Genomic DNA, 23526 nt, shown 5'->3' on the forward strand with positions numbered 1-23526 from the left:
TTTACCGTCAAAGATCGAGATGCAGCGTGTTTCCCTCGAAGCGGGAAACACAGATCATCACCTTGCGGCCGGATGCTTTTTCTTCGCTCGTGAGATAGACGTCATTGTGCAGCAGCTTGCCGTCGCAGGTGACGACCCCGGTCTCGCATTGACCGCAGGCCCCGCCGCGACAGAGGAAGGGCGCGTCGACGCCCGCCGCCTCGATCGCCTCCAGCATGCTTTCGTGATGGCCGACCTTCACGGTCTTGCCGGATCGCAGTAGCTCGATCGCGAAGGGTTTACCGGGCAGCGACGACAGGAACCGTTCCGAATGCAGGTTCTGTTCCGGCCAGCCGGCATTCAGCCCCGTCTTCAGCACGCCGTCGATCATGCCTGTGGGGCCGCAGACATAAAGATGCGTGCCGAGCGGCTGGCTGTCGAGCAGCCGTGTCAGAGGAATGGCGCCGCCTTCGGAGTCGCAATAGATCTTGATGCGATGCGGACCGTAGCGCTCCAGCAGTTCCCGCCAGTAGGCGCCGCGGTCCCGCGTGCGGATGGCGTAATGCAGTTCGAAATTGGCGCTTTCGCGGGAAAACTGCTCCATCATCGCAATGAAGGGCGTAATGCCGATGCCGCCGGCAATCAGAAGATGCTTGCGCCCGCGCCAATCCGGTTGGAACAGGTTGACGGGATAGCTGACCTTCAGCTCGTCGCCTTCGCTGACCTTCTCATGCATGAAGGTGGAGCCGCCGCGCGAATCCTCGACGTGCAGCACGCTGATCTCATAGGCGGCGCAATCATGCGGCGGCGACATCAGCGAATAGGCGTTGCGGCGCATATGGCCGCCATCGTTCATCGAGACGATGACATGGGCGCCGCCGGAGAAATAAGGCATCGGCTTGCCGTCCAGCCGCTCGAAGCGGAAGCGCTTGACGCGCTCGGCGATCGGGGTGATCCGCACCACGCGGACGGGAATTTCTGTACCACCGCTCAAAGGAACAACTCCTCCGGATTGGGCGCGCTGCCGGGCTCTTCCGCATCGATATTGACGCCCTGGAAGGCGGCGAGCCGACGCGAATAATGGTCACGCACGAGAAGCGTCAGCCCGCAATGGCTGCAGGAAAAGGGGCTGACGGTGACGTCGTCGGTGATGCCTTTGCAATGGACACATTGCACGCGCCTAGCCAGCGAGCCGCGATGCTCGGTGATGATGGAGGCATGGTCCATGCCGTATTCGAGCGCCACCAGCATCGCCTGGCCGATGAAGCCTTCCGTCCCCGAAATATAAAGCCGCGTGCCCATATGGGCGGTGGCGAGCGAACCCTTCAACCGAAAGAGCAGCGTCGCGATCGTCGGGGCCGTGAAGAACATGTCGGCGCCGAGATGGCGCAGCGCCTCGTCCAGGCCGGACCATTGGGAGCCGCGGGCGACATAGAGGATCTCGCTGCGGGAAAGGGCTGCCTCGTCAAGCACCGGCTGCTGGTCGAGGAGAGCCTTGGCGCCCTCCCCTTCGAGCGCGAAAATGTGCCGCCGGGCGTGCGGCTGGATGGTCAGGCCCTTGTAGACTGGTCGGCTCTTGATGCCTGCAACGAGCATTCGCGTGCTCCTTAACCTACGGCAGTCCTCTTCTTCTTCTCCGGATCGTCGAAGGGGAGCGTATGGGCGGTGGCGCTCGCCTTGACGGTCTTGCCGCGTACTTCGAGTTTCGCCCCGTGCACCGCCTTGTCAACATCGAGACGGGCAATCGCCATGGATTTCTTCGTCAGCGACGAATAGCTCGGGCAGGTGATGACGCCGACTTTCTTGCCGTCGGCAAAGACCTCGTCGCCGAGATCGGCCGGACCGTCCGCGTCGATCAGCATGCCGAAGATCTTGAAGCGTTCCTTGCCCTTTAGCCGCGCATGTTCTTCGGCGCCACGGAAGCCGGTCTTGCCGGGGCTGACCGTGAAATCGAGGCCGAGTTCCCACAGGCTGTCGCCGGGCGGCTGGTCGGCAAAGGGATACATCTGCGAATTGTCGTAGGGATAGAACAGCAGGTAGCTCTCGACGCGCAGCATGTCGAGCACAGAGAAGCAGCAGGGAATGATGCCCATATCGGCGCCTTCTGCGACGATACGATCCCAGACCATGACGGCGTCCTGGCCGCGCACGAAGATTTCGTAGCCGCGCTCGCCGGTATAGCCGGTGCGCGAGATCATGACCGGCGCGCCGAACAGCGTCGTCTGCATGTGATGGAAATATTTGAGGTCGCGGATGCCGGGCACATATTTGGCGAGGTAATCGACCGCGATCGGGCCCTGCAGCGACAGGTCATGCAGGTCGTCGTCGAAGAGCACGGCGCAGTTTCGGCCGGCCGCCTGCTTGACGAGTTCCTCGTGGCCGGAACCTGAGCCGTGTACCAGCATCCAGGAATTCGGGCCGGTGCGGTAGACGATGCAATCGTCGGTGAAGTGGCCGCGGTCGTTCAGCATGGTCGCGTAGACCGAGCGGCCGGGATAGATCTTCGTCATGTCGCGGGTGGTGATATAGTCGAGCACGGCGATCGCATGCGGGCCGACAAGATGCACCTTCTTCAGGCCCGAGACATCCATGATGCCGGCCTTGGTGCGGACCGCGACATGCTCGTCTGACATGTTCTTGTCGTAGGTCCAGGCGGTTCCCATTCCGCTCCAGTCCTCGAGCTTCGATCCCAGAGCGCGATGCCGATCCGCCAAGGCGGAGAAACGCCAAGATAATGCCATTTCCGTTCCCTCTTATTTCCTCTACGGAATATTTATTTCCTGACTATATTCGTCTTTCACGCTGTGGCAAGCCGATCCCGGTGATTTTTGTCGGCTGTCCCAATGGCACTTTCCTTAGAATATCGGCGGTGTCAGCCCTGCCGAGCGATGGGCGGCAATCACCGTATTGGCCATCAGCATGGCGATCGTCATCGGGCCGACGCCACCCGGCACCGGGGTGATGACGGCGGCAACCGGAGAAACCTCCGCAAAGGCGACATCGCCGACGAGGCGGGTCTTGCCCTCGCCGCGCTCGGGTGCCGCGATGCGGTTGATGCCGACGTCGATGACGGTGGCACCGGGCTTGACCCAATCGGCCCTGACCATTTCCGGACGGCCGACGGCGGCCACCAGAATATCGGCGTTGCGGCAGACTTCGGCGAGGTTCTTCGTGCGCGAATGGGCAATGGTGACGGTCGCATTGGCATTCAGCAGAAGCTGCGCCATCGGCTTGCCGAACAGGTTGGAGCGGCCGATGACGACGGCATTGAGGCCGGAAAGATCCTCGCCATGGGTGCGGCGCACGAAAACCATGGCGCCGGCCGGCGTACAGGAAACGAGGCCGGTCTTCAGATCACCGGTCGCAAGCTTACCGGCATTGACGACGCTCAAGCCATCGACATCCTTTTGCGGCAGGATCGACTGGATGATCGGCTCGCTGTCGAGATGTTTCGGCAATGGCAGCTGTACGAGAATGCCATGGATCGACGGATCGGCATTGAGCGAGGCGACGAGGGCTGCAAGCTCCTCCTGCCTGGTCTCGGCTGGCAGTGTGTGCTGGACGGATTTGAAGCCGCATTCCTTGGCCATGCGGCTCTTGGAACTGACATAGGTGTGGCTCGCCGGATCATCGCCGACAATGACGACGGCAAGGCCCGTCTGGACGCCCTTGGCGGCTTCAAGCGCAGCATTTGCCGATTTAACGGTTTCGATTACGGAAGCGGCAACCTGCTTGCCGTCGATTACCTTGACCATGGCTCAGCCCATGCGCTCGGAGGCATAGCTGCCGGGGCTTGCCGGGAAGACGACGGTACGGTTGCCATTGATGAAGGTACGGTGGTGGATATGGGCGTGGATGGCGCGCGCCAGCACCTGGCTTTCGACATCGCGGCCGATCGAGACATAGTCTTCGGCGCTCTGCGCATGGGTTATGCGAGCAGTGTCCTGCTCGATGATCGGGCCTTCGTCGAGATCGGCCGTCACGTAATGCGCTGTCGCGCCGATCAGCTTCACGCCGCGCTCATAGGCCTGCTTGTAGGGATTGGCGCCCTTGAAGCTCGGCAGGAAGGAATGGTGGATGTTGATGATCCGGCCCGACATTTTCTGGCACATCTCGTCCGACAGGATCTGCATATAGCGGGCGAGCACGATCAATTCCGTGCCGGTCTGCTCGGCCACGTCCATGATATGCGCTTCCGCCTGCACCTTGTTGGCCTTAGTGACGGGAATATGGTGGAAGGGAATGTCGTGGTTGACGACGACCTTCTGGTAATCGAAATGATTGGAGACGACGCCGACGATATCGATCGGCAAAGCACCGATCTTCCAGCGATAGAGCAAGTCGTTGAGACAATGGCCGAAGCGGGACACCATGAGCAGCACCTTCATGCGTTTCTCGCTGTCATGGAAATCATAAGTCATGCCGAAGCGCGTGGCGATGCTGGTGAAGCCGGCGCGGATATCGGCCCCGGAGATGCCTTCCTCGGAAATGAAGGAGACGCGCATGAAGAACTGGCCGGTGTCCAGATCGTCGAATTGCGAGCTGTCGACGATATTGCAGCCCTGTTCGGCGAGATACCCCGAGATCGCCGCAACGATGCCGCGCGTCGACTTGCAGGATACTGTCAGTACGTAGCTCTTCATGCCATCTCTTCCTTCGTCACTTGACGCATAGGCCATCAGCCGGGCCGGTGCGTTGATGCTCCGGCTCGCAGGCGCATGATGTCAAAACCTCAACCGGTCGGCTCAGATATCGAGCGTGCTGTCGCGTTCCCACTGGGTGAAATGCGAGCAGAAGGCATTCCATTCCTGGTGCTTGAGCTTGAGATAGGCGGCGGAGAACTCGGTTCCGATCGCAGCCTTCAGACCCTCGTCGGCGTCATAGGCACGCAGCGCATCGAGCAGGTTCAGCGGCAGACGCGGCGCGTCCTTCACCAGATGGCCTTCCGCATACATGTCGATATTGTGATGCGGACCGGGATCTGCCTTGCTGTTCAGCCCGTCAAGACCGGCCGCAATGATGATTGCCTGCAGCAGGTAGGGGTTGACCGCACCATCAGGCAGGCGCAGCTCGAAGCGGCCGGGGCCCGGCACGCGTACCATGTGGGTGCGGTTGTTGCCGGTCCAGGTTACCGTATTCGGCGACCAGGTGGCGCCCGAGGTCGTGCGCGGCGCGTTGATGCGCTTATAGGAATTGACGGTCGGGTTGGTGATCGCGGCAAGCGCCGAAGCGTGTTTCATGATGCCGCCGAGGAAATGCCTGCCTTCCGCCGACAGGCCGAATTCGGCTGCCCTGTCGGCGAAGACGTTGACCTTGCCATCATTGTCCCAGACCGAGATATGGCAATGGCAGCCATTACCGGTCAGGCCCTTGAAGGGCTTCGGCATGAAGGTGGCGCGAAGCCCGTGCTTTTCGGCGATCGACTTGACCATGAACTTGAAGAAGGAATGCTTGTCGGCCGTCTTCAGCGCATCGTCGAATTCCCAGTTCATCTCGAACTGGCCGTTAGCATCCTCGTGGTCGTTCTGATAGGCGCCCCAGCCGAGCTCCAGCATATAGTCGCAAATCTCGGCGATGACGTCGTAGCGGCGCATGACGGCCTGCTGGTCGTAGCAGGGCTTTTCAGCAGTGTCGCGGCCATCGGAAATCTGTTCGCCGTCGGCGGTGATCAGGAAGAATTCGGCCTCGACGCCGGTCTTGACCCGCTTGCCCGCCGCTTCGGCCTTATTGACGAGCTTTTTCAGCACGTTGCGCGGCGCCTGCGCCACGACGTTGCCCTCCATCATGCAATCGGCGGCTACCCAGGCGACGTCCTTCTTCCAGGGAAGCTGGATGACGGAGGTGGCATCAGGAACGGCAAAGAGGTCGGGATGGGCGGGCGTCATGTCGAGCCAGGTGGCGAACCCGGCAAAACCCGCACCCTCTTCCTGCATGCCGGCAATCGCCTGCGCCGGCACCAGCTTGGCACGCTGGCCGGAGAAGAGGTCAGTATAGCTGATCATGAAATATTTGATGCCTTTGTCTTTCGCAAAAGCAGCAAGGTCCAGTGTCATTCTCGTTCCCCTTTGGATTTCTCAGAGACACTTTGGTTATGGATGCGAAGCGGCCGGACCTTTTGCCCGGCCGGTAGAAATCAGTAACCTCCCTTGCCCGGTATCCAGCTCGTTCCCGCGAGCGGTACCTGCGCCATCGCAGAAGCCTCGATCGTCAATGCGCAGAGGTCTTCCGGTTCCAGATTGTGGACATGATTCTTGCCGCAGGCGCGCGCGATCGTCTGCGCCTCCAGTGCCATGACCTTGAGGTAATTGGCGAGGCGGCGACCGGCGGTGATCGGATCGACGCGCTTCATCAGTTCCGGATCCTGCGTGGTGATGCCGGCCGGATCCTTGCCTTCGTGCCAGTCGTCATAGGCGGCCGCCGTCGTATGCAGCGCCTCGTATTCCGCCGCCCAGCGCGGATCATTCTCACCGATGGCGATGAGGGCGGCCGTGCCGATGGACACGGCATCAGCGCCGAGCGCCAGGGCCTTCGCCACGTCGGCGCCATTCCTGATGCCGCCCGAAACGATGAGTTGCACCTTGCGGTGCATGCCGAGATCCTGCAGCGCCTGCACGGCCGGGCGAATGCACGCGAGCGTCGGCATGCCGACATGCTCGATGAAGACTTCCTGCGTCGCCGCAGTACCGCCCTGCATGCCATCGAGCACGACGACATCGGCGCCGGCCTTCACGGCAAGGGCCGTATCGTAATAAGGGCGCGCACCGCCGACCTTCACATAAATCGGTTTTTCCCAGTTGGTGATCTCGCGCAGTTCGAGGATCTTGATCTCGAGGTCGTCAGGGCCGGTCCAGTCGGGATGACGGCTTGCCGAACGCTGATCGATACCCTTCGGCAGCGTGCGCATCTCGGCGACGCGGTCGGAGATCTTCTGACCGAGCAGCATGCCACCGCCACCGGGCTTGGCACCCTGGCCAACGACGATCTCGATCGCATCGCAGCGGCGCAGATCCCGCGGGTTCATGCCGTAGCGCGACGGCAGGTACTGGTAGACGAGCGTCTCAGAATGGCCACGCTCTTCCTCCGTCATGCCGCCATCGCCTGTTGTCGTCGAGGTGCCGGCGATCGTGGCACCACGGCCGAGCGCTTCCTTGGCCGGACCGGAGAGCGAGCCGAAGCTCATGCCGGCGATCGTGATCGGGATCTTGAGTTCTATTGGCTTTTTGGCGTAGCGCGAGCCGAGCACGACATTGGTGCCGCACTTCTCGCGGTAACCTTCGAGCGGATAGCGGGAGATCGAGGCTCCGAGGAACAAGAGATCGTCGAAATGCGGCAGCTTGCGTTTGGCGCCGCCACCGCGGATATCATAGATGCCGGTCGCCGCAGCGCGGCGGATTTCCGACATCGTGTATTCGTCGAAGGTTGCCGAAAGGCGAGGCTTTGTGGGCGGGTTATGATAGCTCATGGAGAACCTCGATAAAACTCAATAGGCGTCGGCATTGTCGACGTTGAAATTGTAGAGCTTGCGGGAAGAACCGTAGCGGCTGAACTCCTCCGGCCGCACATCGGTAATGCCTGCCTTTGCGAGCAGGGCGGAGAGAAGCTCAAGATGTTCTGCCCGCATTTCCTTCTCGATACAGTCCGCGCCGAGGCTCTCGACCTTGCCACGGACGAAGATGCGGGCCTCGTAAAGGGAATCTCCGAGCGCATCGCCGGCGTCGCCAAGCACAACGAGGTTGCCGGCCTGCGCCATGAAGGCGGACATGTGACCGATATTGCCACGCACGACGATATCGATGCCCTTCATCGAGATGCCGCAGCGCGAAGAGGCATTGCCCTCGATGACGAGCAGGCCGCCGCAGCCGGTGGCACCCGCATACTGGCTGGCGTCACCCTTGATGGTAATGCGGCCGGACATCATGTTTTCGGCGACACCGGGGCCGGCCGAGCCGTGCACGGTGATGACCGCCTCCTCGTTCATGCCACCGCAGTAATAGCCGACGCTGCCGTGGATATCGATGCTGACGGGTGCATGCACGCCGGCGGCGACGGCATGGTGGCCACGCGGATTGACGACGTCGAACTGCAGGTCGTTGTCGCCTGACGCCACGTCATGCAGGGCTTGATTGAGGTCACGAAGCGGGGTCGCCGCAAGATCGAATGTGGGCATGAAATCGTCCTGAAATGAAATCGAGCCGATGGGATGAAGGCAGAAAAGTTGCTCTCAGCGTTCCCAGAAATAGACGGTCGCGGGCTCCGGCTCCCAGACGCGCGCGGCATCGATGCCGGGCAGGTTGACGAGCGCGCGGTATTCCGAGCCGAAGGCGACGTAACGGTCGGTCTCGGCCATGACAGCAGGCTTGCAGGCGATCGCATCGCGCACGACGCCGAAGCCGGACTTGGTGCCGACGACGAAGGTGAAGAAACCGTCGAGATCGTCGACGGCACCTTCCAGCGCCTCGCCAAGATTCTTGCCCTTGGCCATTTCGGCGGTCAGGTAGGCTGCGGCAACCTCGGTGTCATTCTCGGTCTCGAAGGTCATGCCTTCGCGCTTGAGTTCGCGGCGCAGGTTGTTGTGATTGGAGAGCGAGCCGTTGTGGACGAGGCATTGGTCGGAGCCGGTGGAAAAGGGATGGGCACCGAGCGTGGTGACTGCCGATTCCGTCGCCATGCGGGTATGGCCGATGCCATGTGTTCCAGCCATGGAATTGACGGCGAAACGGGAAACGACGTCCTTCGGCAGGCCGGTTTCCTTGTATATCTCGATCGCGTCGCCGCTGCTCATAATACGGATGTCGGGGCGCAGCTCGGCGATGGCGGCACGGCCCTCTTCGAGCATGTCCTTCGGCAGGGTGACGACGGCATGGGTGCTCTTGATGTCGATTGAGACCTCCGTGCCGAGTTCCTTCTCAAGCTCGGCCTCAAGACCCGAGAAATCCTTCTTCGGCTTGGCGGACTGGACGGTGATCTTCGCGCTGTCGCCGCTGCTTGCGCCATAGATGGCAATGCCGGCGCTATCAGGCCCGCGGTCCGTCATCGTCACCAGCATGGACGACAGCATCGCGCCGAGCTCCGGCTCGAGGCTTTTATCCTTCAGGAAGAGACCCACAATTCCGCACATGACAGACCCTCCATTTCGCGTCTGCAAAATGACTATCAGGTCTGTTTTGGGTTTTCAACCTGCAGGAATATTTTTTTCTTTTAAGGCAAGTCAGTCATTCTTGCCGCGTTGCGGATAGCTGATGATGGAGAGATATCGGCTCGGCAATTTCACAAGTTTTTCCGGTCCGTGCGGCGCATCGGCATCGAAAAACAGGCTGTCGCCCGGCTGCATCGGGAAAAGCTGGTCGCCATGGCGATAGACGACCTCTCCGTCCAGCATGTAGATCAGCTCCATGCCCTCATGCTGGAAGGTCGGAAAGACATCCGAATCGGTCGTCAGCGTGATGAGGTAGGGCTCGACGATCACGCCGCTGCTGTTGTTGTCGATATGGCCGAGCAGATTATACTGATGGCCGGCGCGCGTGCCGCGGCGCTCAAGCTCGATACCCTGCCCCGCCTTGACGAAGACGGCGTTGCGCGGCTCCTCGTAACGGCGAAAAAAGGCTGTCAACGGCACGCCGAGAGCGCGCGAGAGCGATTGCAAGGTCGTCAGCGATGGCGAGATATTGCCGTTCTCGATCTTCGACAGCATGCCGAGCGAAATGCCGGTCGCGGCGGCAAGGTCGGTCACGGTAATGCCGAGCTTCTTGCGATAGGCGCGAACCTCATGGCCGATCGCCATTTCGAGATTGTTTTCCTTCGGCTCGCGCACCGCGTGCGGATTCTGGGACAGGGCCTGACGAACCGCATGGGCATGCTCCTGGCTCGACGTTTCATCCAGCTTGATCTTCATTCACAGTCCTTCGCGCACTCTCTCTGCAAGTATCCTATCGTCAGAGTGAAATCTTCTCAACCCTGAAGAAAGTCAGAGCTTGCGGCTTGAACTCGGATTGGTGCCGTAGAGGCCGCGAAAGAGGCGTGAAAAATGCGCGGCGCCGGAAAAACCTGTCGCAATGGCGATCTCGGAGATCGACAGCGGGCTCTGCTCAAGGAGCCTTCGGGCGTGCTGCAGCCTGATGCGTCTGTATTGCTCGAGGAAGGTCGTATCGAGGTGAGCGGCGAACAGACGGTCGAGATGGCGCGGCGTCACCCCGGCAATGCGAGCCATGGCTGCACGGTTGAGCGGCATCTCGATGGTTTCCTCCATCTTCTCCAGGACGCTCAGCAGACCCGGATGGTGCGCGCCGTAGCGCTCGGCAAGGGAAGCGCGCTGCGGCGCTGTCGGCTGACCGACCTCGGTATGCAAGAACCAGTCGCTGACCCGACGGGCGAAATCCGGTCCCATGCGCTCGGCGATCAGCGCATGCATCATGTCGAGCGGCGCAATGCCGCCGCCGCAGGTAATGCGGTTGCCGTCGACGACGAAACGCGCCTGGCGCGGCGACAGGTCGGGAAAGGCTTCGAGAAGCGTCGGCGCATGCTCCCAATGGATTGTAAAGTCACGGCCTGTCAGCAGCCCGGCCTCGGCCAGCAGAAAGGGGCCGCCCGAAATGCCGCCGATGCGCACGCCTTCGCGCGCGAGCTGCCGTATGCAGGAAAGCACGGCCGGATAGTGCCAGTCGCGCGGCGAACCGCCGGCGCAGACGAAGACAGTGCCGAGCCCAAAACCGCGACCGGGAAGCGGCGCGGCTGGAACTGGTACGCCACCAGAAGACAACACTACCCCGCCTTCCGGCGAAAAGCATGAGATACGGTAGATTTCCCGCCCGGCGAGCAGGTTGGCGGCGCGCAGCGGCTCGCTCGCCGAGGCATAGGACATCAGGGCAAATCCCGGCAGAAGGATGAAGCCGATGGAATGCAGGTTTTTTGCTTCGACAGACGCCATGTCCCTTTCTTATCGATAAATGTCCTAAACAGGCAAGTCACGCCTCTTCTTTCTGGCATCATGGCACCAGCTCCCACCGGATCTATCCATGCGCTATTCCGCTCTCTCCATCTTCTTAAACGGGCTTCGCGGCAACAATGGCTGGGCGCCTGCCTGGCGCCAGCCTTCGCCGAAGCCGCATTATGATGTGATCATCGTGGGCGGCGGCGGCCATGGCCTTTCGACGGCCTATTATCTCGCCAAGACGTTCGGCATCACCAATGTCGCCGTGCTGGAGAAGGGTTATCTCGGCTCCGGCAATATCGGCCGCAACACGACGATCATCCGCTCCAACTACCTGCTGCCCGGCAACAACCCCTTCTACGAGTTGTCGATGAAGCTTTGGGAAGGGCTGGAACAGGATTTCAACTTCAACGCCATGGTTTCGCAGCGCGGCGTGCTGAACCTCTTCCATTCCGATGCGCAGCGTGATGCCTATACAAGGCGCGGCAATGCCATGCGCCTGCACGGCGTTGACGCAGAGCTCCTCGATCGGGCTGCTGTCCGCAAGATGCTGCCCTTTCTCGATTTCGACAATGCCCGCTTCCCCGTCATGGGCGGCCTGCGCCAGCCGCGCGGCGGCACGGTGCGCCACGATGCGGTCGCCTGGGGCTATGCCCGCGGCGCCGACAGCCGCGGCGTCGACATCATCACCAATTGCGAGGTCACCGGCATTCGCAGCGAGAATGGCAGGGTGACAGGCGTCGAGACCACCAGGGGCTTCATCGGCTGCGGCAAGCTGGCGCTCGCTGCCGCCGGCAATTCCACCGTGGTCGCCGACATGGCGGGCTTGCGCCTGCCCATCGAGAGCCATGTGCTGCAGGCCTTCGTCACCGAGGGGCTGAAACCGTTCATCGATACCGTCGTCACCTTTGGCGCCGGCCATTTCTACGTTTCACAGTCGGACAAGGGTGGCCTCGTCTTCGGTGGCGATATTGATGGCTATAATTCCTATGCCCAGCGCGGCAATCTCGCCACTGTCGAGCACGTCGCCGAAGCCGGCGTGGCAATGATCCCGTCGCTGACGCGGGTCAGATATCTGCGCAGCTGGGGCGGCGTCATGGACATGAGCATGGACGGCTCGCCGATCATCGACCGCACCCATATCGATAATCTCTACCTGAATGCCGGCTGGTGCTATGGCGGCTTCAAGGCCACACCCGCCTCCGGCTATTGCTACGCCCACCTGATTGCCCGCAACGAGCCACACGAGACGGCGCGCGAGCTGCGTCTCGACCGTTTCCGGCGCGGCTACCAGATCGATGAAAAGGGCGTCGGCGCCCAGCCCAACCTGCATTGAGGACGTGAAGCCATGGCAAGCCTGATTTCCTGCCCTCATTGCGGCATCCGTCCCAAGGAAGAATTCACCATCCGGGGCGATGCGAGCCTGACCCGGCCGGCGGCCGATGCCGGCGCTGACACCTGGTACGACTACGTCTATCTGCGGGATAATCCGAGGGGATGGCACAAGGAGTACTGGCACCATTCCTCCGGCTGCCGGCGCTGGCTGACTGTTGAGCGCGACACCGTCACCCATGCCGTTCACACCGTCAGCGATGCCGCGCTTGCCAAGCTCGGAGGTGCGGCATGACGAGTTCGCGGCTTCCCAGCGGTGGCCGGATCGACCGATCGAGCACGCTGAACTTTACCTTCGATGGCAGACAACTGGCCGGCCATCCCGGTGATACGCTCGCCTCCGCGCTTCTTGCCAACGGCATCCAGCTCGTCGGCCGCAGCTTCAAGTATCACCGGCCGCGCGGCATCCTGACGGCGGGTGCAGCCGAGCCCAACGCGCTGGTCACGACGAGCACTGGCGGCCGCACAGAGGCCAATACGCGTGCCACGATGATCGAACTCCATGACGGGCTCATCGCCCGCAGCCAGAACCGCTGGCCCTCGCTCGGCTTCGACATTGGCGCCGTCAACGGCCTGCTGTCGCCCTTCCTGAGCGCCGGCTTCTACTACAAGACCTTCATGTGGCCGGCCGCCCTTTGGGAAAAGCTCTACGAGCCGCTGATCCGCAAGGCCGCCGGCCTCGGCAAGGCGTCCTACGAGCCCGATCCTGACTCCTACGAGAAATGCTGGGCTCACTGTGATCTGCTCGTCATCGGCGCAGGACCTGCCGGGCTCGCAGCGGCGCTGACGGCAGGACGCGCCGGCGCCCGCGTCATCCTCGCCGACGAAGATTTCGCGCTCGGCGGCAGTCTGCTCCTCGAAAACGGCACCCGGCTGCAGGACATGCTCGACGAACTCGAGGGCCTGCCGAACGTCCGTCTCCTGCCGCGCACCACCGTCGTCGGCTGGTACGACGACAATGTCTTCGGCGCCGTCGAACGTGTGCAAAAACATGTGGCGCTGCCCGATCCGCATCGGCCCGTCGAGCGCCTCTGGCGCATCATCGCCAAACAGGCAATCCTCGCCTCGGGCGCTGAAGAGCGTCCGCTCGTCTTCGGCGGTAACGATATTCCAGGCGTGATGGTGGCCGGTGCTATGCACAGCTATCTCAGCCGCCAGGCGGTGACGCCCGGCGCCCGCACCGTGATCTTCACCAGCAATGCCTCCGGCTATCGCGCGGCGGCCGCCCTCGAAGCCGAAGGTGTCGATGTCGCCGCCATCGTCGACAGCCGCGATGCGGCCGGCAGTGCCTGGTCCGGGCGCGCCCGTGTGCTGAACGGCAGCCGCGTGCGCGACGCGCATGGCGGCCAACGCCTGCGCCATGTCACGATCGAGACCGCTTCGGCAGTGCAGCGCATCGAGGTGGATGCGCTTGCCATGTCCGGCGGCTGGAGCCCGATCATCCATCTTGCCTGCCATCGGGGCGCCAAGCCGGTCTGGTCCGAGGAAAGGGCAGCCTTCCTGGCGCCGGAACGCCAGCAGGGACTGTCGATTGCCGGCTCTGCGGCCGGGCTCGGCGCGACGGGCGCCTGCCTCGGCGATGGCGCGGCGAAGGCCGTTGAGGCACTGAGGGCGATCGGCTTCGTCAACGTTGAGCCCGCCTTCGCGCCCGTCGAGGAAACCGAGGCGGCCTCGAAGCCGCTTTGGTCCGTCAAGGGCGGAAAGGGCAAGGCCTTCGTTGATTATCAGAACGACGTACACCTCAAAGATCTCGGCCTTGCCGTTCGCGAGGGATATGGGCATGTCGAGCTTGCCAAACGCTATACGACAAGCGGCATGGCGACCGACCAGGGCAAGCTTTCCAATATCAATGCGATCGGCATCCTGGCCGAGGCCCGCGGCGTGTCGCCTGCCGAAGTCGGCACCACCACATTCCGTCCCTTCTATACGCCCGTCTCCTTCGGCGCGCTGACGGGTGGCTCGCGCGGCCGTCATTTCCAGCCGGTGCGCAGATCACCGCTACATGGCTGGGCCAAGAAGAATGGCGCCGTCTTCGTCGAGACCGGGCTCTGGTACCGCTCCTCCTGGTTTCCACGTGCGGGTGAGACGAGTTGGCGTGAGAGCGTCGACCGCGAGGTGCTGAACATCCGGCAGAATGCCGGCATTTGCGACGTCTCCACCCTCGGCAAGATCGAGGTCTTCGGCAGGGATGCCGCTGCCTTCCTCGACCGCGTCTATTGCAACGGCTTTGCCAAGCTACTGGTCGGCCGGGCGCGCTATGGCATCATGCTGCGCGAGGACGGCATGATCTACGACGACGGCACGACGAGCCGCTTTGCCGAGGACCATTTCTTCATGACGACGACGACGGCGCTCGCCGCCGGCGTGCTGACCCATCTCGAATTCTGCGCCCAGACGCTCTGGCCGGAACTTGATGTCCGTTTTGCCTCCTCGACCGACCAATGGGCGCAGATGGCGGTCGCCGGCCCGAAATCGCGCGCTATCCTTTCCGAGATCGTCGACGCGGATATTTCCGATGCCGCCTTCCCCTTCATGAGCGCGCGCGTGGTCTCCCTCTTCGGCGGCTCGCTTGAGGGCCGGCTCTTCCGGATCTCCTTCTCCGGCGAACTCGCCTATGAACTCGCCGTGCCGGCCGGCTACGGCGAATGGGTCGCCGACCGGATCATGCAGGCGGGTGAAAAGCACGGCATCTGCCCCTACGGTGCCGAGGCACTCGGGGTCATGCGCATAGAGAAGGGCCATGTCACCCATGCCGAGATCAACGGAACGGTTACGCCAGGCGATCTCGGCTTCGCCCGCATGGTTTCGGCCACCAAGCCCGACTTCATCGGCAAGGCGATGCTCGCCCGCGAAGGTTTGCAGGCCGAGGACCGCCCTCGCCTCGTCGGCGTCAAGCCGCTCGATCCGGCGACGAGCTTCCGCACCGGTTCCCATATCCTTGCCAAGCATGCCGCAGCGACCCTTGAAAACGACCAGGGCTATGTGACCTCGAGCGCCTTCTCACCGAGTCTTGGCCATACGATCGGCCTTGCGCTCGTCAAGCGTGGGCCTGAGCGCATGGGCGAAAAGGTCGTGGTCTGGAATGGCCTGAGAAACGAATTCACCGAGGCGGTGCTCTGCAGTCCCGTCTTCATCGATCCCGACAACGAGAAGCTCCATGCCTGAACGTCCCGAACACAAGCCGGCCCTCGCCGGCAAGGCGACAGTTGAAGCCTCCGGCATCCGGCTGGAGCCGCTGCCGGAAGGCCATCTCCTGCATGTCATGGCCGCAATTGATGGCGATAGCCTCGCCGACGCGCTCTCTGCCGCTGGACTGGCAACGAGCGCTGCGCGAGTGGCCGGTTATCAGCAATGGTATATAACAGGCGAGGAAAGCCTGCCGCCCTCGCGTATCACGCTCCTTGCCGATCATTTAAGAGGCAGAGGCTTCGTCTGCGATCAGAGCCATGGCCGCATCCGCATCGCTCTTTCCGGTCCCCGCGCTGCGGACCTGCTCACTCGGGGAACGGCAGTCGACATCGATCCCACCGCTTTCCCCGTCGGCCAATCGGCCGTCACGCTTTTCGGACATGTCTCCGTCCAGCTGACCCGGACGCAGGCGACGCGCTTCGAACTCACGGTGCTGCGCAGCTTTGCCGAGGATCTCTACGAGATGCTCGAACACGCCGCGGCGGCCTGAGCGCGGGCCCTGAGGTCACATAGACACACAAAAGCCAGGCCCACGGTCAAGAGCTCAAAACAACGAACAGAACCTCAGCGCATCATAGACGGCGGCATGGATGTTGCGGCTGGAAACCGCGTCGCCGATCCGCACGAGGTCGAAACGCCCCTCGCTATTGCGCAGCGGCAGCGGTGGCTGACGATTGATCAGGGCGGAATAGTCCACCGCACCAAGATTTCGCGAAAGCGGCTTCAGCTCAAGATAGGGCCCGTCATTGGCAAGCGTGCCATGTTCGACGACGACCTGGGAGACGCGCCGCTCCCACTGTGCGCCGTCTGCAAAATCCGACCCGAGTACGGCGACAAGGGCATTGCCGTCGCGCCGGACGGATTTGAGCCGCGTGTTGATGGTCACCTTGACGTTCCGTTCTGCGAAGGTACGGGCATAGGGCACGTGGTTCATGCCCCCCATATCGGGCGCGAAAAAGCGTTCGGGCGACACAAGCTCGAGCTCCGCGCCGCTTCTGGCAATCACCTCAGCCGCCGACATGCCCGGATGTGCGCCATTGTCATCGAAGAGCAATACTGTGTCGGCGATCCTGACACCGCCGGCGAGGATTTCCCAGGAAGATGTCACAAGCTCATCGCCTGCATCGAGTTCTGGCTGCTGTGCGATGCCACCGGTCGCAATGACAACGAGATCGGGTTCAAGAGCAATGACGTCGCTTGCCTCTGCGTAGACATCATAATGCATGCGAACACCCAGCCGCTCCAGTTCCGCCAGCCGCCAGTCGATGATACCAATCATCTCCTTGCGCCGGGGATTGCGGATGAGCAGATTGACCTGTCCGCCGGCCTTTCCGGTCGCTTCCAGAACATCCACCTCATGGCCACGCTCGGCAAGCACGCGGGCGGCCTCGAGACCGGCCGGTCCGGCACCGACCACGACCGCCTTGCGGCGGATCTCCGCCTTGGGGATCTCATGCGGGATCTGTCCTTCACGACCGGTCGCGGCATTGTGGATACAGAGTGCCTCGCCGCCTTCGTAGATACGGTCGAGACAATAGGTGGCGCCGACACAGGGCCGGATGCGAGCCTCCTCACCGCTCTCGATCTTGCGCACCATATGGGGATCGGCAATATGGGCGCGCGTCATGCCGACCATGTCGAGCTTTCCCTCGGCGATCGCATGACGGGCTGTTGCCACGTCACCGATGCGCGCAGCATGAAAGACGGGGAACTTTGTTATCGCCTTCACTTCGCCGGCAAAATCGAGATGCGGGGCAGACGCCATGCCCTGGATCGGAATGACCTCGTTGAGCGCGACATCGCTGTCGATATGACCGCGAATGATGTTGAGAAAATCGATATCGCCGGATCGCGCGAATCGTGAAGCGATCTCTATGCCTTCCTCGCGTGGCAGTCCTTTCTCCCAGTCCTCGTCGGCGACAAGGCGCATGCCGACGATGAAATCCGGCCCAACCGCCTCGCGAACTGCCCGCGTGACCATGACCGAAAAACGCATGCGATTGTCGAGCGAACCGCCGAATTCGTCCTCGCGCCGATTGGTCGCCGGCGACCAGAAGCCATCCAGCAGATGGCCGTAGGCCTCGATCTCGATACCGTCGAGGCCGGCTTCCTGCATGCGCTGCGCCGCCGTGGCATAATCGGCGACGATGCGTTCGATGTCCCAGTCTTCGGCCTCTTTCGGGAAGGCCCGGTGCGCCGGCTCACGGATCGGCGAGGCTGATAGCACAGGCAACCAGTCGCCCCTGTTCCAGCCCGTGCGGCGGCCAAGATGCGTGAGCTGGATCATGACCGCTGCACCGAACTCATGACAGTCGTCTGCAAGCTTCTTCAGCCAGGGCACGATCTCGTCGCGATAGGCATGGAGATTGCCGAAGGATGGCGGAGAGTCAGGCGAGACGACCGCCGATCCCGCCGTCATGGTGAGTGCAATACCGCCTCTCGCCTTTTCCCTGTGATAGAGCCGGTAGCGATCCGTCGGCATGCCGTTTTCCGAATAGGCCGGCTCGTGAGCGGTCGACATGACGCGGTTTTTCAGCGTCAGGTGCTTGAGTTGGAAAGGCTGCAGCAGGGGATCTCTAGAGGTCATATCCGCTCTCGTCGCTTGGGTGGGAGTGGCAATCGAACCGCTATTCTGGCCGATGCCGCAACGAATGACGATCCGGCCGACGCCGCATTCTAGCCGGCATGCGCCCGCCGGCTGCGGCTAAGGTCGATTGCGGTGTGCCAGAGCACGGCTCCAAGGATGACGGCACCCCCAAAGAAGGTGGCAATCGGCGGCTGTTCGGAAAACATGAGCCAGACCCAGAACGGGGTCAATACAATCTCCATTGTTCCGATCAGTGCGGCTTCGGCCGGCGGCATTCGCCTCGCCCCAGCCAGGAAAAGCACGAGCGCCAGCGAAAAATTGGTCGCGCCGAAGGCTGCCAGCACGATCCAGTTGTGAAGATCGAGCGAGCCGACCGAGCCGAAAGGGGCGAAAATGATAAGCGTCAGGAAGGCGCTGACAACGGTCGGCGGCAGGCTCGGCACCTCGGGATTGATGCGCGGAATGATGATGACGAGTGCGAAGGAAACCGTCATGCCGAGCGCCAGCAGGTCGCCGAGCCCGGTCCCGCCGCCGATCGACGAGGCAACGATGACCACAACACCCAGAAGAGAAATGCCCCCGGCAATCAGCGTGCGCCTGGCGACCCCCTCTTTCAGGATGATCCATCCGAACAGGGCGGCGATGAAGGGTGCGGTCGAATAGATCATCGTCACATTCGCGACGCTGGTCATATAGAGCGCCCCGATGAAGCAGCCCTGACTGACGGTCTGGCAGACAATCATAGCCAGACCGGATGGATGCAGGACCGAACGCCATTGCTTTCGCGAAATCCCGCCTTCGAGGAACAGGCAGGGGATCAGCAGGAACAGCCCGCCGAACAGCGAGCGCCAGGCAATGGCCGTCCAGACGTCTGTCGTCAGGAGCCGCGAGTAGACCCCGCTGGCGCTCCAGGCAAGCGTCGCCCCGATGACGAGAAGGACACCCTTCTCGTGCTCGCCGGCACCCAGGTGCCTGGCCGGATGTTCAATCGTCACGCAGGTTATTCTCGAAGGAGGAAAAGTCGAACGCACCTCCTTTTTGCACCCGCAATTGACATCAGACAAACGAATAGTAGAGATGGATGTCATCGATTTTTTCTATGGCTGTCCATGCGCGAGCCCATCGAGAGTGATCTTCTCCGAACCTTCCTCGTCGTCGTCGAGACCACCAATTTTTCGGCGGCCGCACAGCGCGTCGGCAGAACACAGTCTGCGATCAGTGCTGCGATCAAGAAGCTGGAAGACACGATCGGCGAAGCACTGTTCGAACGCGGCGCCCGAGGGGTGGTGCTGACACGTCAGGGCGTCCAGCTCGTCCCCTATGCCCGCCGTGTCATCGATCTCCTGAGCGAGGCGGCGGCGACGATCCGGAGCAAACCGCTCGGCGGACCGGTTCGCATCGGCATTCCCGAGGAATATAGCCAGACGGTGCTGCCTGCCGCGCTTGCGGCCTTCGCCGTGCGTCATCCGGCTGTCGAGGTCACGATCTCCTGCGATTATACTGTCCGCAACATCGCCGCCCTGGAACGCGACGAGCTCGATCTCGCCGTCGTCTTCGACTGGAGCGATCAGATGAGTGGCGAGGTGCTCTGCATCGACCCGACCGTCTGGGTGACCTCGATCGTCCACCGGCTGCACGACATCGACCCGCTGCCGATCGCCACCTATAGAGACTCGAGCTGGTGTCGCGATTTTGCATTGAAGTCCCTACACCAGCTCGGGCGCAACTACCGGGTCGCTTTCATTGCCGATACCAGCTCCGGACTGAAGAACGCTGTGACTGCCGGTCTTGCCGTCACCACGCTGTCGCGCAGCAACATCCCACCCGGTTGCCGGGAACTGACGACCGAGGACGGCTTCCCGCCGGTTGATTCCTCCAGGGTCGTTCTTCGTCGCAACACATTCCGGTCGAGCGAAGCGGTTCGCGAGCTTGCCGAGATGGTGCGCGACGCCTTCCAGCCTATGGCCGGGCCTCCGATGGCCTGACCGTATGCCGCAGCCGTCGCCGCGTTTCCGAGGGACTTTCGGAATAGCTTGCCCGATAGCTTCGCGCGAAGGCGGAGGCAGAATTGAAGCCGGTTGCGGCTGCAATATCGGCAAGGGATGCCGTCGTCTCGATCACCTTGCGCCGCGCCGCATTCAATCTCAGGGCAAGATAATGGATATGGGGCGGCGCACCGATCGAGGCCTGGAAGAGATCTTGCAGGTGCCGGGCGCTGATCCCGACCCTGCGGGCAAGACGCGCCAGCACGATCGGCTGCTCGATATTGTCCTCCATCAGCCGCACGGCGTGGGCCACCCGCGGATCATCCATGCGCAAGCCCGCCGACAGCGCCTCGTCGGCATGAAAGGATGGCTGCTCGTAGCGGAACAGCCGACTGACCTCGAGCGCCAGCGAATAGCTCTGACGCCGCCGGATGACCTCCAGCATCAGGTCCACGGTCGGCAGCGAGCCTGATGTGGTCAGCCGCTTGCCGTCGATGACGAACCGGTCCTTGACGACCGACACCTGCGGATAGGCGAGCGCGAAATCCTCGTAGTCCTCCCAATGGACGGTCGCCGACAAGCCGTCGAGCAGGCAGGCTTCCGCAAGCAGCCAAGTACCGGATTCGATGCCGGCGATCATGGTCCGGTGGCGTGCCGCCTGCGATAGCTGCATCTTCAGGCCAGCAGTCGCGCTTTGCCGCCAGTTGTAGCTCGCCAGCACGAAGAGCGGCGTATCCGATGCCGTGGTCTGGAACGTTCCCTGTGTCGGTATGGCAATGTGGCTGGTTGTCGGCACCGCTTCTCCATCAGGCGTGAAGATGCGCCAGCGGTAGAGCTCGCTGCCGGAAATGCGGTTTGCCCCGCGCAGCGGTTCGATGACGGAAGCGATAAGGATCAGGTTGGTGTCCGGCAGGACGAGAAGATCGATGTCGAGCCGTTCCGTCGATCGCTCCAGCACAGTCCCCTCCCTAGTGTTCCGATAATGTATCGATCGATTCCGAAAATGCAAAGCATCCTCTCCCATCCTGGCGCGTAATACCCTCAAGACGAGGGAGAACAACAAACATGCCTCTTGCGATGAACCGCGATGTTTTCGTCACCTGCGCCGTCACCGGTGCCGGCGATACGGTTTCGAAATCCAGCCACGTTCCCATTACTCCCAAGCAGATCGCGGATTCCGCGATCGACGCCGCCAAGGCTGGGGCGGCAGTCGTTCACTGCCATGTCCGCGATCCGGAAACCGGTGCCGCGAGCCGCCGCAACGACCTCTACAGGGAGGTCACCGACCGCATCCGTTCGGCAGACGTCGATGTGGTGCTGAACCTGACGGCCGGTATGGGTGGAGACCTGATTTTCGGCGACGTCGAAAGCCCCCTTCCCTTAAAGGCGAAGGGGACGGACATGGCAGGCGCAACCGAGCGCGTCAGCCATATTGCCGAATGCCTTCCCGAAATCTGCACGCTCGACTGCGGCACGATGAACTTCAATCTCGGCGACTACGTCATGACCAACACGCCCGCCATGCTGCGGGCAATGGCCAAGAAAATGACCGATCTCGGCGTGCGCCCCGAGATCGAAGCCTTCGACACCGGCCATCTGTGGTTTGCAAAGCAGCTCGCCGAAGAGGGCCTGATCGAGGATCCGGTGCTGATCCAGCTCTGCATGGGCATTCCGTGGGGTGCCCCCGACGACCTCAACACCTTCATGGCAATGGTCAACAACGTGCCCGATAGCTGGACCTTCTCGGCCTTTTCGATCGGTCGCAACGCCATGGCCTATCCGGCTGCCGCGGTTTTGGCGGGCGGCAATGTTCGCGTTGGCCTGGAGGATAATCTCTATATCGGCAAGGGCGCTCTCGCCACCAATGCGCAACTTGTCGAAAAGGCGGTGCAGGTGGTCGAAGGCATGGGCGCGCGGATCATCGGTCCTGAGGACGTCCGCAAGAAACTGAAACTGACGAAGCGCTGAGGACGAAATGACAGGGATTACCAAAGCGGCCTGTATCGGCGGCGGCGTCATCGGCGGCGGATGGATTGCACGTTTTCTGCTTGCCGGCATTGATGTCAGCGTCTTCGATCCGCATCCGGAAGCAAGCCGCATCGTCGGCGAGGTCCTTGCCAATGCGGAAAAGGCCTATGGGATGCTGACCGGCGCCCCGCTGCCGCCGCGAGGTCGGCTCACCTTCGAAAAGTCCCTGCAAGAGGCCGTCTCCGGTGCCGACTGGATCCAGGAAAGCGTGCCGGAACGGCTCGATTTGAAGCGCCGCGTCTTGAGCGAGATCGACGCTGCCGCACGCCCGGATGCCCTGATCGGCTCGTCTACCTCCGGCTTGCTGCCGAGCGACCTGCAGCGTGACATGAAGCATCCCGAGCGTCTCTTCGTCGCCCATCCCTATAATCCCGTCTACCTGCTGCCGCTGGTGGAGATTGTCGGTGGCGAGAAGACCTCGAAAGCCACCATCGAGGCAGCGATGGAGTGTCTGGTCCCGATCGGCATGAAGGGCGTCCATATCGCCAAGGAGATCGAGGCCTTCGTCGGCGATCGGCTGCTCGAGGCGCTCTGGCGCGAGGCGCTCTGGCTTATCCATGACGATATCTGCACCGTCGAAACGCTCGACGACGTCATCCGCTATTCCTTCGGTCTGCGCTGGGCGCAGATGGGCTTGTTCCAGACCTATCGCATCGCCGGCGGCGAGGCCGGCATGCGCCATTTCCTGGCCCAGTTCGGGCCATGCCTTGCCTGGCCCTGGACGAAGCTAACCGACGTCGTCGATCTCGACGACGCGCTGATCGAGAAGATCGGAAAACAATCCGACGAACAGGCTGCCGGCCTTTCAATCCGCGCATTGGAGCGCATCCGCGACGAAAACCTCGTCGGCATCCTGCAGGCGCTGAAGGCCGGAAACGACGGCAAGGGCTGGGGTGCCGGCGAATTGCTGAAGGATTTCGAACGTGCCCTCTGGGCAGCAGGCGGCGGGAAAACCGCTGCTGTCGATCCCACAGAACCCCTGAAGCTCGTCGAGACGAAGGTGAGCCCCGCCTGGGTCGACTATAATGGCCATATGACGGAGCATCGCTATCTGCAGGTCTTTGGCGACACCTCCGACGCGCTCTTGCGCCTGATCGGGGTCGATCTTGCCTATGTCGAGGCCGGGCAGAGCTACTATACGGTCGAGACCCATATCCGCCATCTCGGCGAGGCAAAGCTCGGGCAGGCCATCCATTCGACATGCCAGATCCTCGCAGTCGATGAGAAGCGACTGCATCTCTTCCACACGATCTGCGACACCGAGAGCGGCGCCGTGCTCGCCACTGCCGAGCAGATGCTGCTGCATGTCGATACCGAGGCCGGCAAGGCGACGCTGGCGCCAGCCGCCGTGCTCGACAAGGCGAATGCTATTGCCGCGGCTCACTCAAAGCTGCCTCTCCCGGAAGGGGCCGGCCGCCATGTCGGCCAGAAACGATAAG

21 protein-coding genes are annotated in these 23526 nt (G+C 62.2%); 7 read left to right on the forward strand and 14 right to left on the reverse strand.

Going from position 1 to position 23526, the window contains the following annotated elements:
* Window positions 1–7: 7 nt before the first annotated feature.
* From AB8B33_RS30360 to AB8B33_RS30410, 11 genes are all read right to left on the reverse strand, one after another.
* Window positions 8–973 (reverse strand): PDR/VanB family oxidoreductase, encoded by a 966-nt coding sequence (locus tag AB8B33_RS30360; RefSeq protein WP_439018212.1) that lies wholly within the window; start codon window positions 971–973, stop codon window positions 8–10.
* The gene (locus tag AB8B33_RS30365; protein ID WP_439018213.1) at window positions 970–1575 is read right to left on the reverse strand and encodes a dimethylamine monooxygenase subunit DmmA family protein; all 606 of its coding nucleotides are present in this window, start codon (window positions 1573–1575) and stop codon (window positions 970–972) included. The genes AB8B33_RS30360 and AB8B33_RS30365 overlap by 4 nt, the downstream gene beginning before the upstream one ends.
* An 11-nt stretch (window positions 1576–1586) precedes the next feature.
* On the reverse strand, window positions 1587–2720 hold the full coding sequence (locus tag AB8B33_RS30370; protein WP_439018214.1) for an aminomethyltransferase family protein: 1134 nt from the start codon (window positions 2718–2720) through the stop codon (window positions 1587–1589).
* A 114-nt stretch (window positions 2721–2834) separates the two neighbouring features.
* Window positions 2835–3734: a bifunctional methylenetetrahydrofolate dehydrogenase/methenyltetrahydrofolate cyclohydrolase FolD gene (gene folD, locus AB8B33_RS30375; protein WP_310381841.1), complete on the reverse strand. Its 900-nt coding sequence runs from the start codon at window positions 3732–3734 to the stop codon at window positions 2835–2837.
* A 3-nt stretch (window positions 3735–3737) separates the two neighbouring features.
* Complete coding sequence (gene purU, locus AB8B33_RS30380) at window positions 3738–4622, reverse strand: formyltetrahydrofolate deformylase (protein ID WP_439018215.1); 885 nt, start codon at window positions 4620–4622, stop codon at window positions 3738–3740.
* Between the two features lie 102 nt (window positions 4623–4724).
* A complete protein-coding gene (gene glnT / locus AB8B33_RS30385) occupies window positions 4725–6032 on the reverse strand; it encodes a type III glutamate--ammonia ligase (RefSeq protein WP_113325125.1) in 1308 nt (435 codons plus the stop codon).
* Window positions 6033–6112: 80 nt separating this feature from the next.
* Window positions 6113–7441, reverse strand: a complete 1329-nt coding sequence (locus AB8B33_RS30390) for an FMN-binding glutamate synthase family protein (RefSeq protein ID WP_037098381.1) — start codon at window positions 7439–7441, stop codon at window positions 6113–6115.
* Window positions 7442–7459: 18 nt separating this feature from the next.
* Window positions 7460–8146 carry a protein GlxC gene (locus tag AB8B33_RS30395; RefSeq protein WP_439018216.1) on the reverse strand — a complete coding sequence of 229 codons (687 nt, stop codon included), beginning with the start codon at window positions 8144–8146 and terminating at the stop codon, window positions 7460–7462.
* Between the two features lie 54 nt (window positions 8147–8200).
* Window positions 8201–9097, reverse strand: a complete 897-nt coding sequence (locus AB8B33_RS30400; RefSeq protein ID WP_439018217.1) for a class II glutamine amidotransferase — start codon at window positions 9095–9097, stop codon at window positions 8201–8203.
* A 90-nt stretch (window positions 9098–9187) separates the two neighbouring features.
* Window positions 9188–9871, reverse strand: a complete 684-nt coding sequence (locus AB8B33_RS30405) for a helix-turn-helix domain-containing protein (RefSeq protein WP_025668617.1) — start codon at window positions 9869–9871, stop codon at window positions 9188–9190.
* Between the two features lie 72 nt (window positions 9872–9943).
* A complete protein-coding gene (locus AB8B33_RS30410; RefSeq protein ID WP_439018218.1) occupies window positions 9944–10903 on the reverse strand; it encodes a GlxA family transcriptional regulator in 960 nt (319 codons plus the stop codon).
* Between the two features lie 88 nt (window positions 10904–10991).
* Between AB8B33_RS30410 and AB8B33_RS30415 the strand changes: the two genes are divergently transcribed.
* Genes AB8B33_RS30415 through AB8B33_RS30430 form a run of 4 tightly spaced genes read left to right on the forward strand, consistent with a single transcriptional unit; the run spans window position 10992 to window position 15977 of the window.
* Window positions 10992–12242: a sarcosine oxidase subunit beta family protein gene (locus AB8B33_RS30415; protein WP_113325129.1), complete on the forward strand. Its 1251-nt coding sequence runs from the start codon at window positions 10992–10994 to the stop codon at window positions 12240–12242.
* A 12-nt stretch (window positions 12243–12254) separates the two neighbouring features.
* Entirely contained in the window at window positions 12255–12533 is a 279-nt protein-coding gene (locus AB8B33_RS30420; protein ID WP_439018219.1) for a sarcosine oxidase subunit delta, read from the forward strand.
* Complete coding sequence (locus AB8B33_RS30425) at window positions 12530–15463, forward strand: sarcosine oxidase subunit alpha family protein (protein ID WP_439018220.1); 2934 nt, start codon at window positions 12530–12532, stop codon at window positions 15461–15463. The genes AB8B33_RS30420 and AB8B33_RS30425 overlap by 4 nt, the downstream gene beginning before the upstream one ends.
* Complete coding sequence (locus AB8B33_RS30430; protein WP_310381816.1) at window positions 15456–15977, forward strand: sarcosine oxidase subunit gamma; 522 nt, start codon at window positions 15456–15458, stop codon at window positions 15975–15977. Before AB8B33_RS30425 ends, AB8B33_RS30430 begins: the two co-directional genes overlap by 8 nt.
* A gap of 54 nt (window positions 15978–16031) precedes the next feature.
* Here AB8B33_RS30430 and AB8B33_RS30435 read toward each other — a convergent pair whose 3' ends face one another.
* Complete coding sequence (locus AB8B33_RS30435; protein WP_439018221.1) at window positions 16032–18074, reverse strand: FAD-dependent oxidoreductase; 2043 nt, start codon at window positions 18072–18074, stop codon at window positions 16032–16034.
* A gap of 89 nt (window positions 18075–18163) precedes the next feature.
* A complete protein-coding gene (locus tag AB8B33_RS30440; RefSeq protein WP_439018222.1) occupies window positions 18164–19069 on the reverse strand; it encodes a DMT family transporter in 906 nt (301 codons plus the stop codon).
* Between the two features lie 114 nt (window positions 19070–19183).
* On the opposite strand from AB8B33_RS30440, the gene AB8B33_RS30445 reads away from it, so the two are divergent.
* The gene (locus AB8B33_RS30445; RefSeq protein ID WP_007822164.1) at window positions 19184–20059 is read left to right on the forward strand and encodes a LysR family transcriptional regulator; all 876 of its coding nucleotides are present in this window, start codon (window positions 19184–19186) and stop codon (window positions 20057–20059) included.
* On the opposite strand, the gene AB8B33_RS30450 is transcribed toward AB8B33_RS30445, so the two are convergent.
* On the reverse strand, window positions 20034–21083 hold the full coding sequence (locus AB8B33_RS30450) for a GlxA family transcriptional regulator (RefSeq protein ID WP_439018890.1): 1050 nt from the start codon (window positions 21081–21083) through the stop codon (window positions 20034–20036). The two genes, AB8B33_RS30445 and AB8B33_RS30450, sit on opposite strands and share 26 nt — an antisense overlap.
* A 41-nt stretch (window positions 21084–21124) precedes the next feature.
* Between AB8B33_RS30450 and AB8B33_RS30455 the strand changes: the two genes are divergently transcribed.
* Both AB8B33_RS30455 and AB8B33_RS30460 read left to right on the forward strand, forming a co-directional pair.
* A complete protein-coding gene (locus AB8B33_RS30455) occupies window positions 21125–22027 on the forward strand; it encodes a 3-keto-5-aminohexanoate cleavage protein (protein WP_439018223.1) in 903 nt (300 codons plus the stop codon).
* 7 nt (window positions 22028–22034) lie between these two features.
* On the forward strand, window positions 22035–23525 hold the full coding sequence (locus AB8B33_RS30460; protein ID WP_439018224.1) for a carnitine 3-dehydrogenase: 1491 nt from the start codon (window positions 22035–22037) through the stop codon (window positions 23523–23525).
* Window position 23526: the final 1 nt, after the last annotated feature.

This window comes from Rhizobium sp. 768_B6_N1_8, assembly GCF_051811225.1.
Lineage (GTDB): Bacteria > Pseudomonadota > Alphaproteobacteria > Rhizobiales > Rhizobiaceae > Rhizobium.

Bases quoted from the DNA above. Each gene is read 5' to 3' on its own strand.
- AB8B33_RS30395 (WP_439018216.1), bottom strand. From the start codon at position 8,146: ATGCCCACATTCGATCTTGCGGCGACCCCGCTTCGTGACCTCAATCAA.
- AB8B33_RS30365 (WP_439018213.1), bottom strand. From the start codon at position 1,575: ATGCTCGTTGCAGGCATCAAGAGCCGACCAGTCTACAAGGGCCTGACC.
- AB8B33_RS30415 (WP_113325129.1), top strand. From the start codon at position 10,992: ATGCGCTATTCCGCTCTCTCCATCTTCTTAAACGGGCTTCGCGGCAAC.
- AB8B33_RS30435 (WP_439018221.1), bottom strand. From the start codon at position 18,074: ATGACCTCTAGAGATCCCCTGCTGCAGCCTTTCCAACTCAAGCACCTG.
- AB8B33_RS30400 (WP_439018217.1), bottom strand. From the start codon at position 9,097: ATGTGCGGAATTGTGGGTCTCTTCCTGAAGGATAAAAGCCTCGAGCCG.
- AB8B33_RS30425 (WP_439018220.1), top strand. From the start codon at position 12,530: ATGACGAGTTCGCGGCTTCCCAGCGGTGGCCGGATCGACCGATCGAGC.
- AB8B33_RS30370 (WP_439018214.1), bottom strand. From the start codon at position 2,720: ATGGCATTATCTTGGCGTTTCTCCGCCTTGGCGGATCGGCATCGCGCT.
- AB8B33_RS30390 (WP_037098381.1), bottom strand. From the start codon at position 7,441: ATGAGCTATCATAACCCGCCCACAAAGCCTCGCCTTTCGGCAACCTTC.
- AB8B33_RS30430 (WP_310381816.1), top strand. From the start codon at position 15,456: ATGCCTGAACGTCCCGAACACAAGCCGGCCCTCGCCGGCAAGGCGACA.
- glnT (WP_113325125.1), bottom strand. From the start codon at position 6,032: ATGACACTGGACCTTGCTGCTTTTGCGAAAGACAAAGGCATCAAATAT.
- AB8B33_RS30420 (WP_439018219.1), top strand. From the start codon at position 12,255: ATGGCAAGCCTGATTTCCTGCCCTCATTGCGGCATCCGTCCCAAGGAA.
- purU (WP_439018215.1), bottom strand. From the start codon at position 4,622: ATGAAGAGCTACGTACTGACAGTATCCTGCAAGTCGACGCGCGGCATC.
- AB8B33_RS30405 (WP_025668617.1), bottom strand. From the start codon at position 9,871: ATGAAGATCAAGCTGGATGAAACGTCGAGCCAGGAGCATGCCCATGCG.
- AB8B33_RS30455 (WP_439018223.1), top strand. From the start codon at position 21,125: ATGCCTCTTGCGATGAACCGCGATGTTTTCGTCACCTGCGCCGTCACC.
- AB8B33_RS30445 (WP_007822164.1), top strand. From the start codon at position 19,184: ATGCGCGAGCCCATCGAGAGTGATCTTCTCCGAACCTTCCTCGTCGTC.
- folD (WP_310381841.1), bottom strand. From the start codon at position 3,734: ATGGTCAAGGTAATCGACGGCAAGCAGGTTGCCGCTTCCGTAATCGAA.
- AB8B33_RS30410 (WP_439018218.1), bottom strand. From the start codon at position 10,903: ATGGCGTCTGTCGAAGCAAAAAACCTGCATTCCATCGGCTTCATCCTT.
- AB8B33_RS30450 (WP_439018890.1), bottom strand. From the start codon at position 21,083: ATGGGAGAGGATGCTTTGCATTTTCGGAATCGATCGATACATTATCGG.
- AB8B33_RS30460 (WP_439018224.1), top strand. From the start codon at position 22,035: ATGACAGGGATTACCAAAGCGGCCTGTATCGGCGGCGGCGTCATCGGC.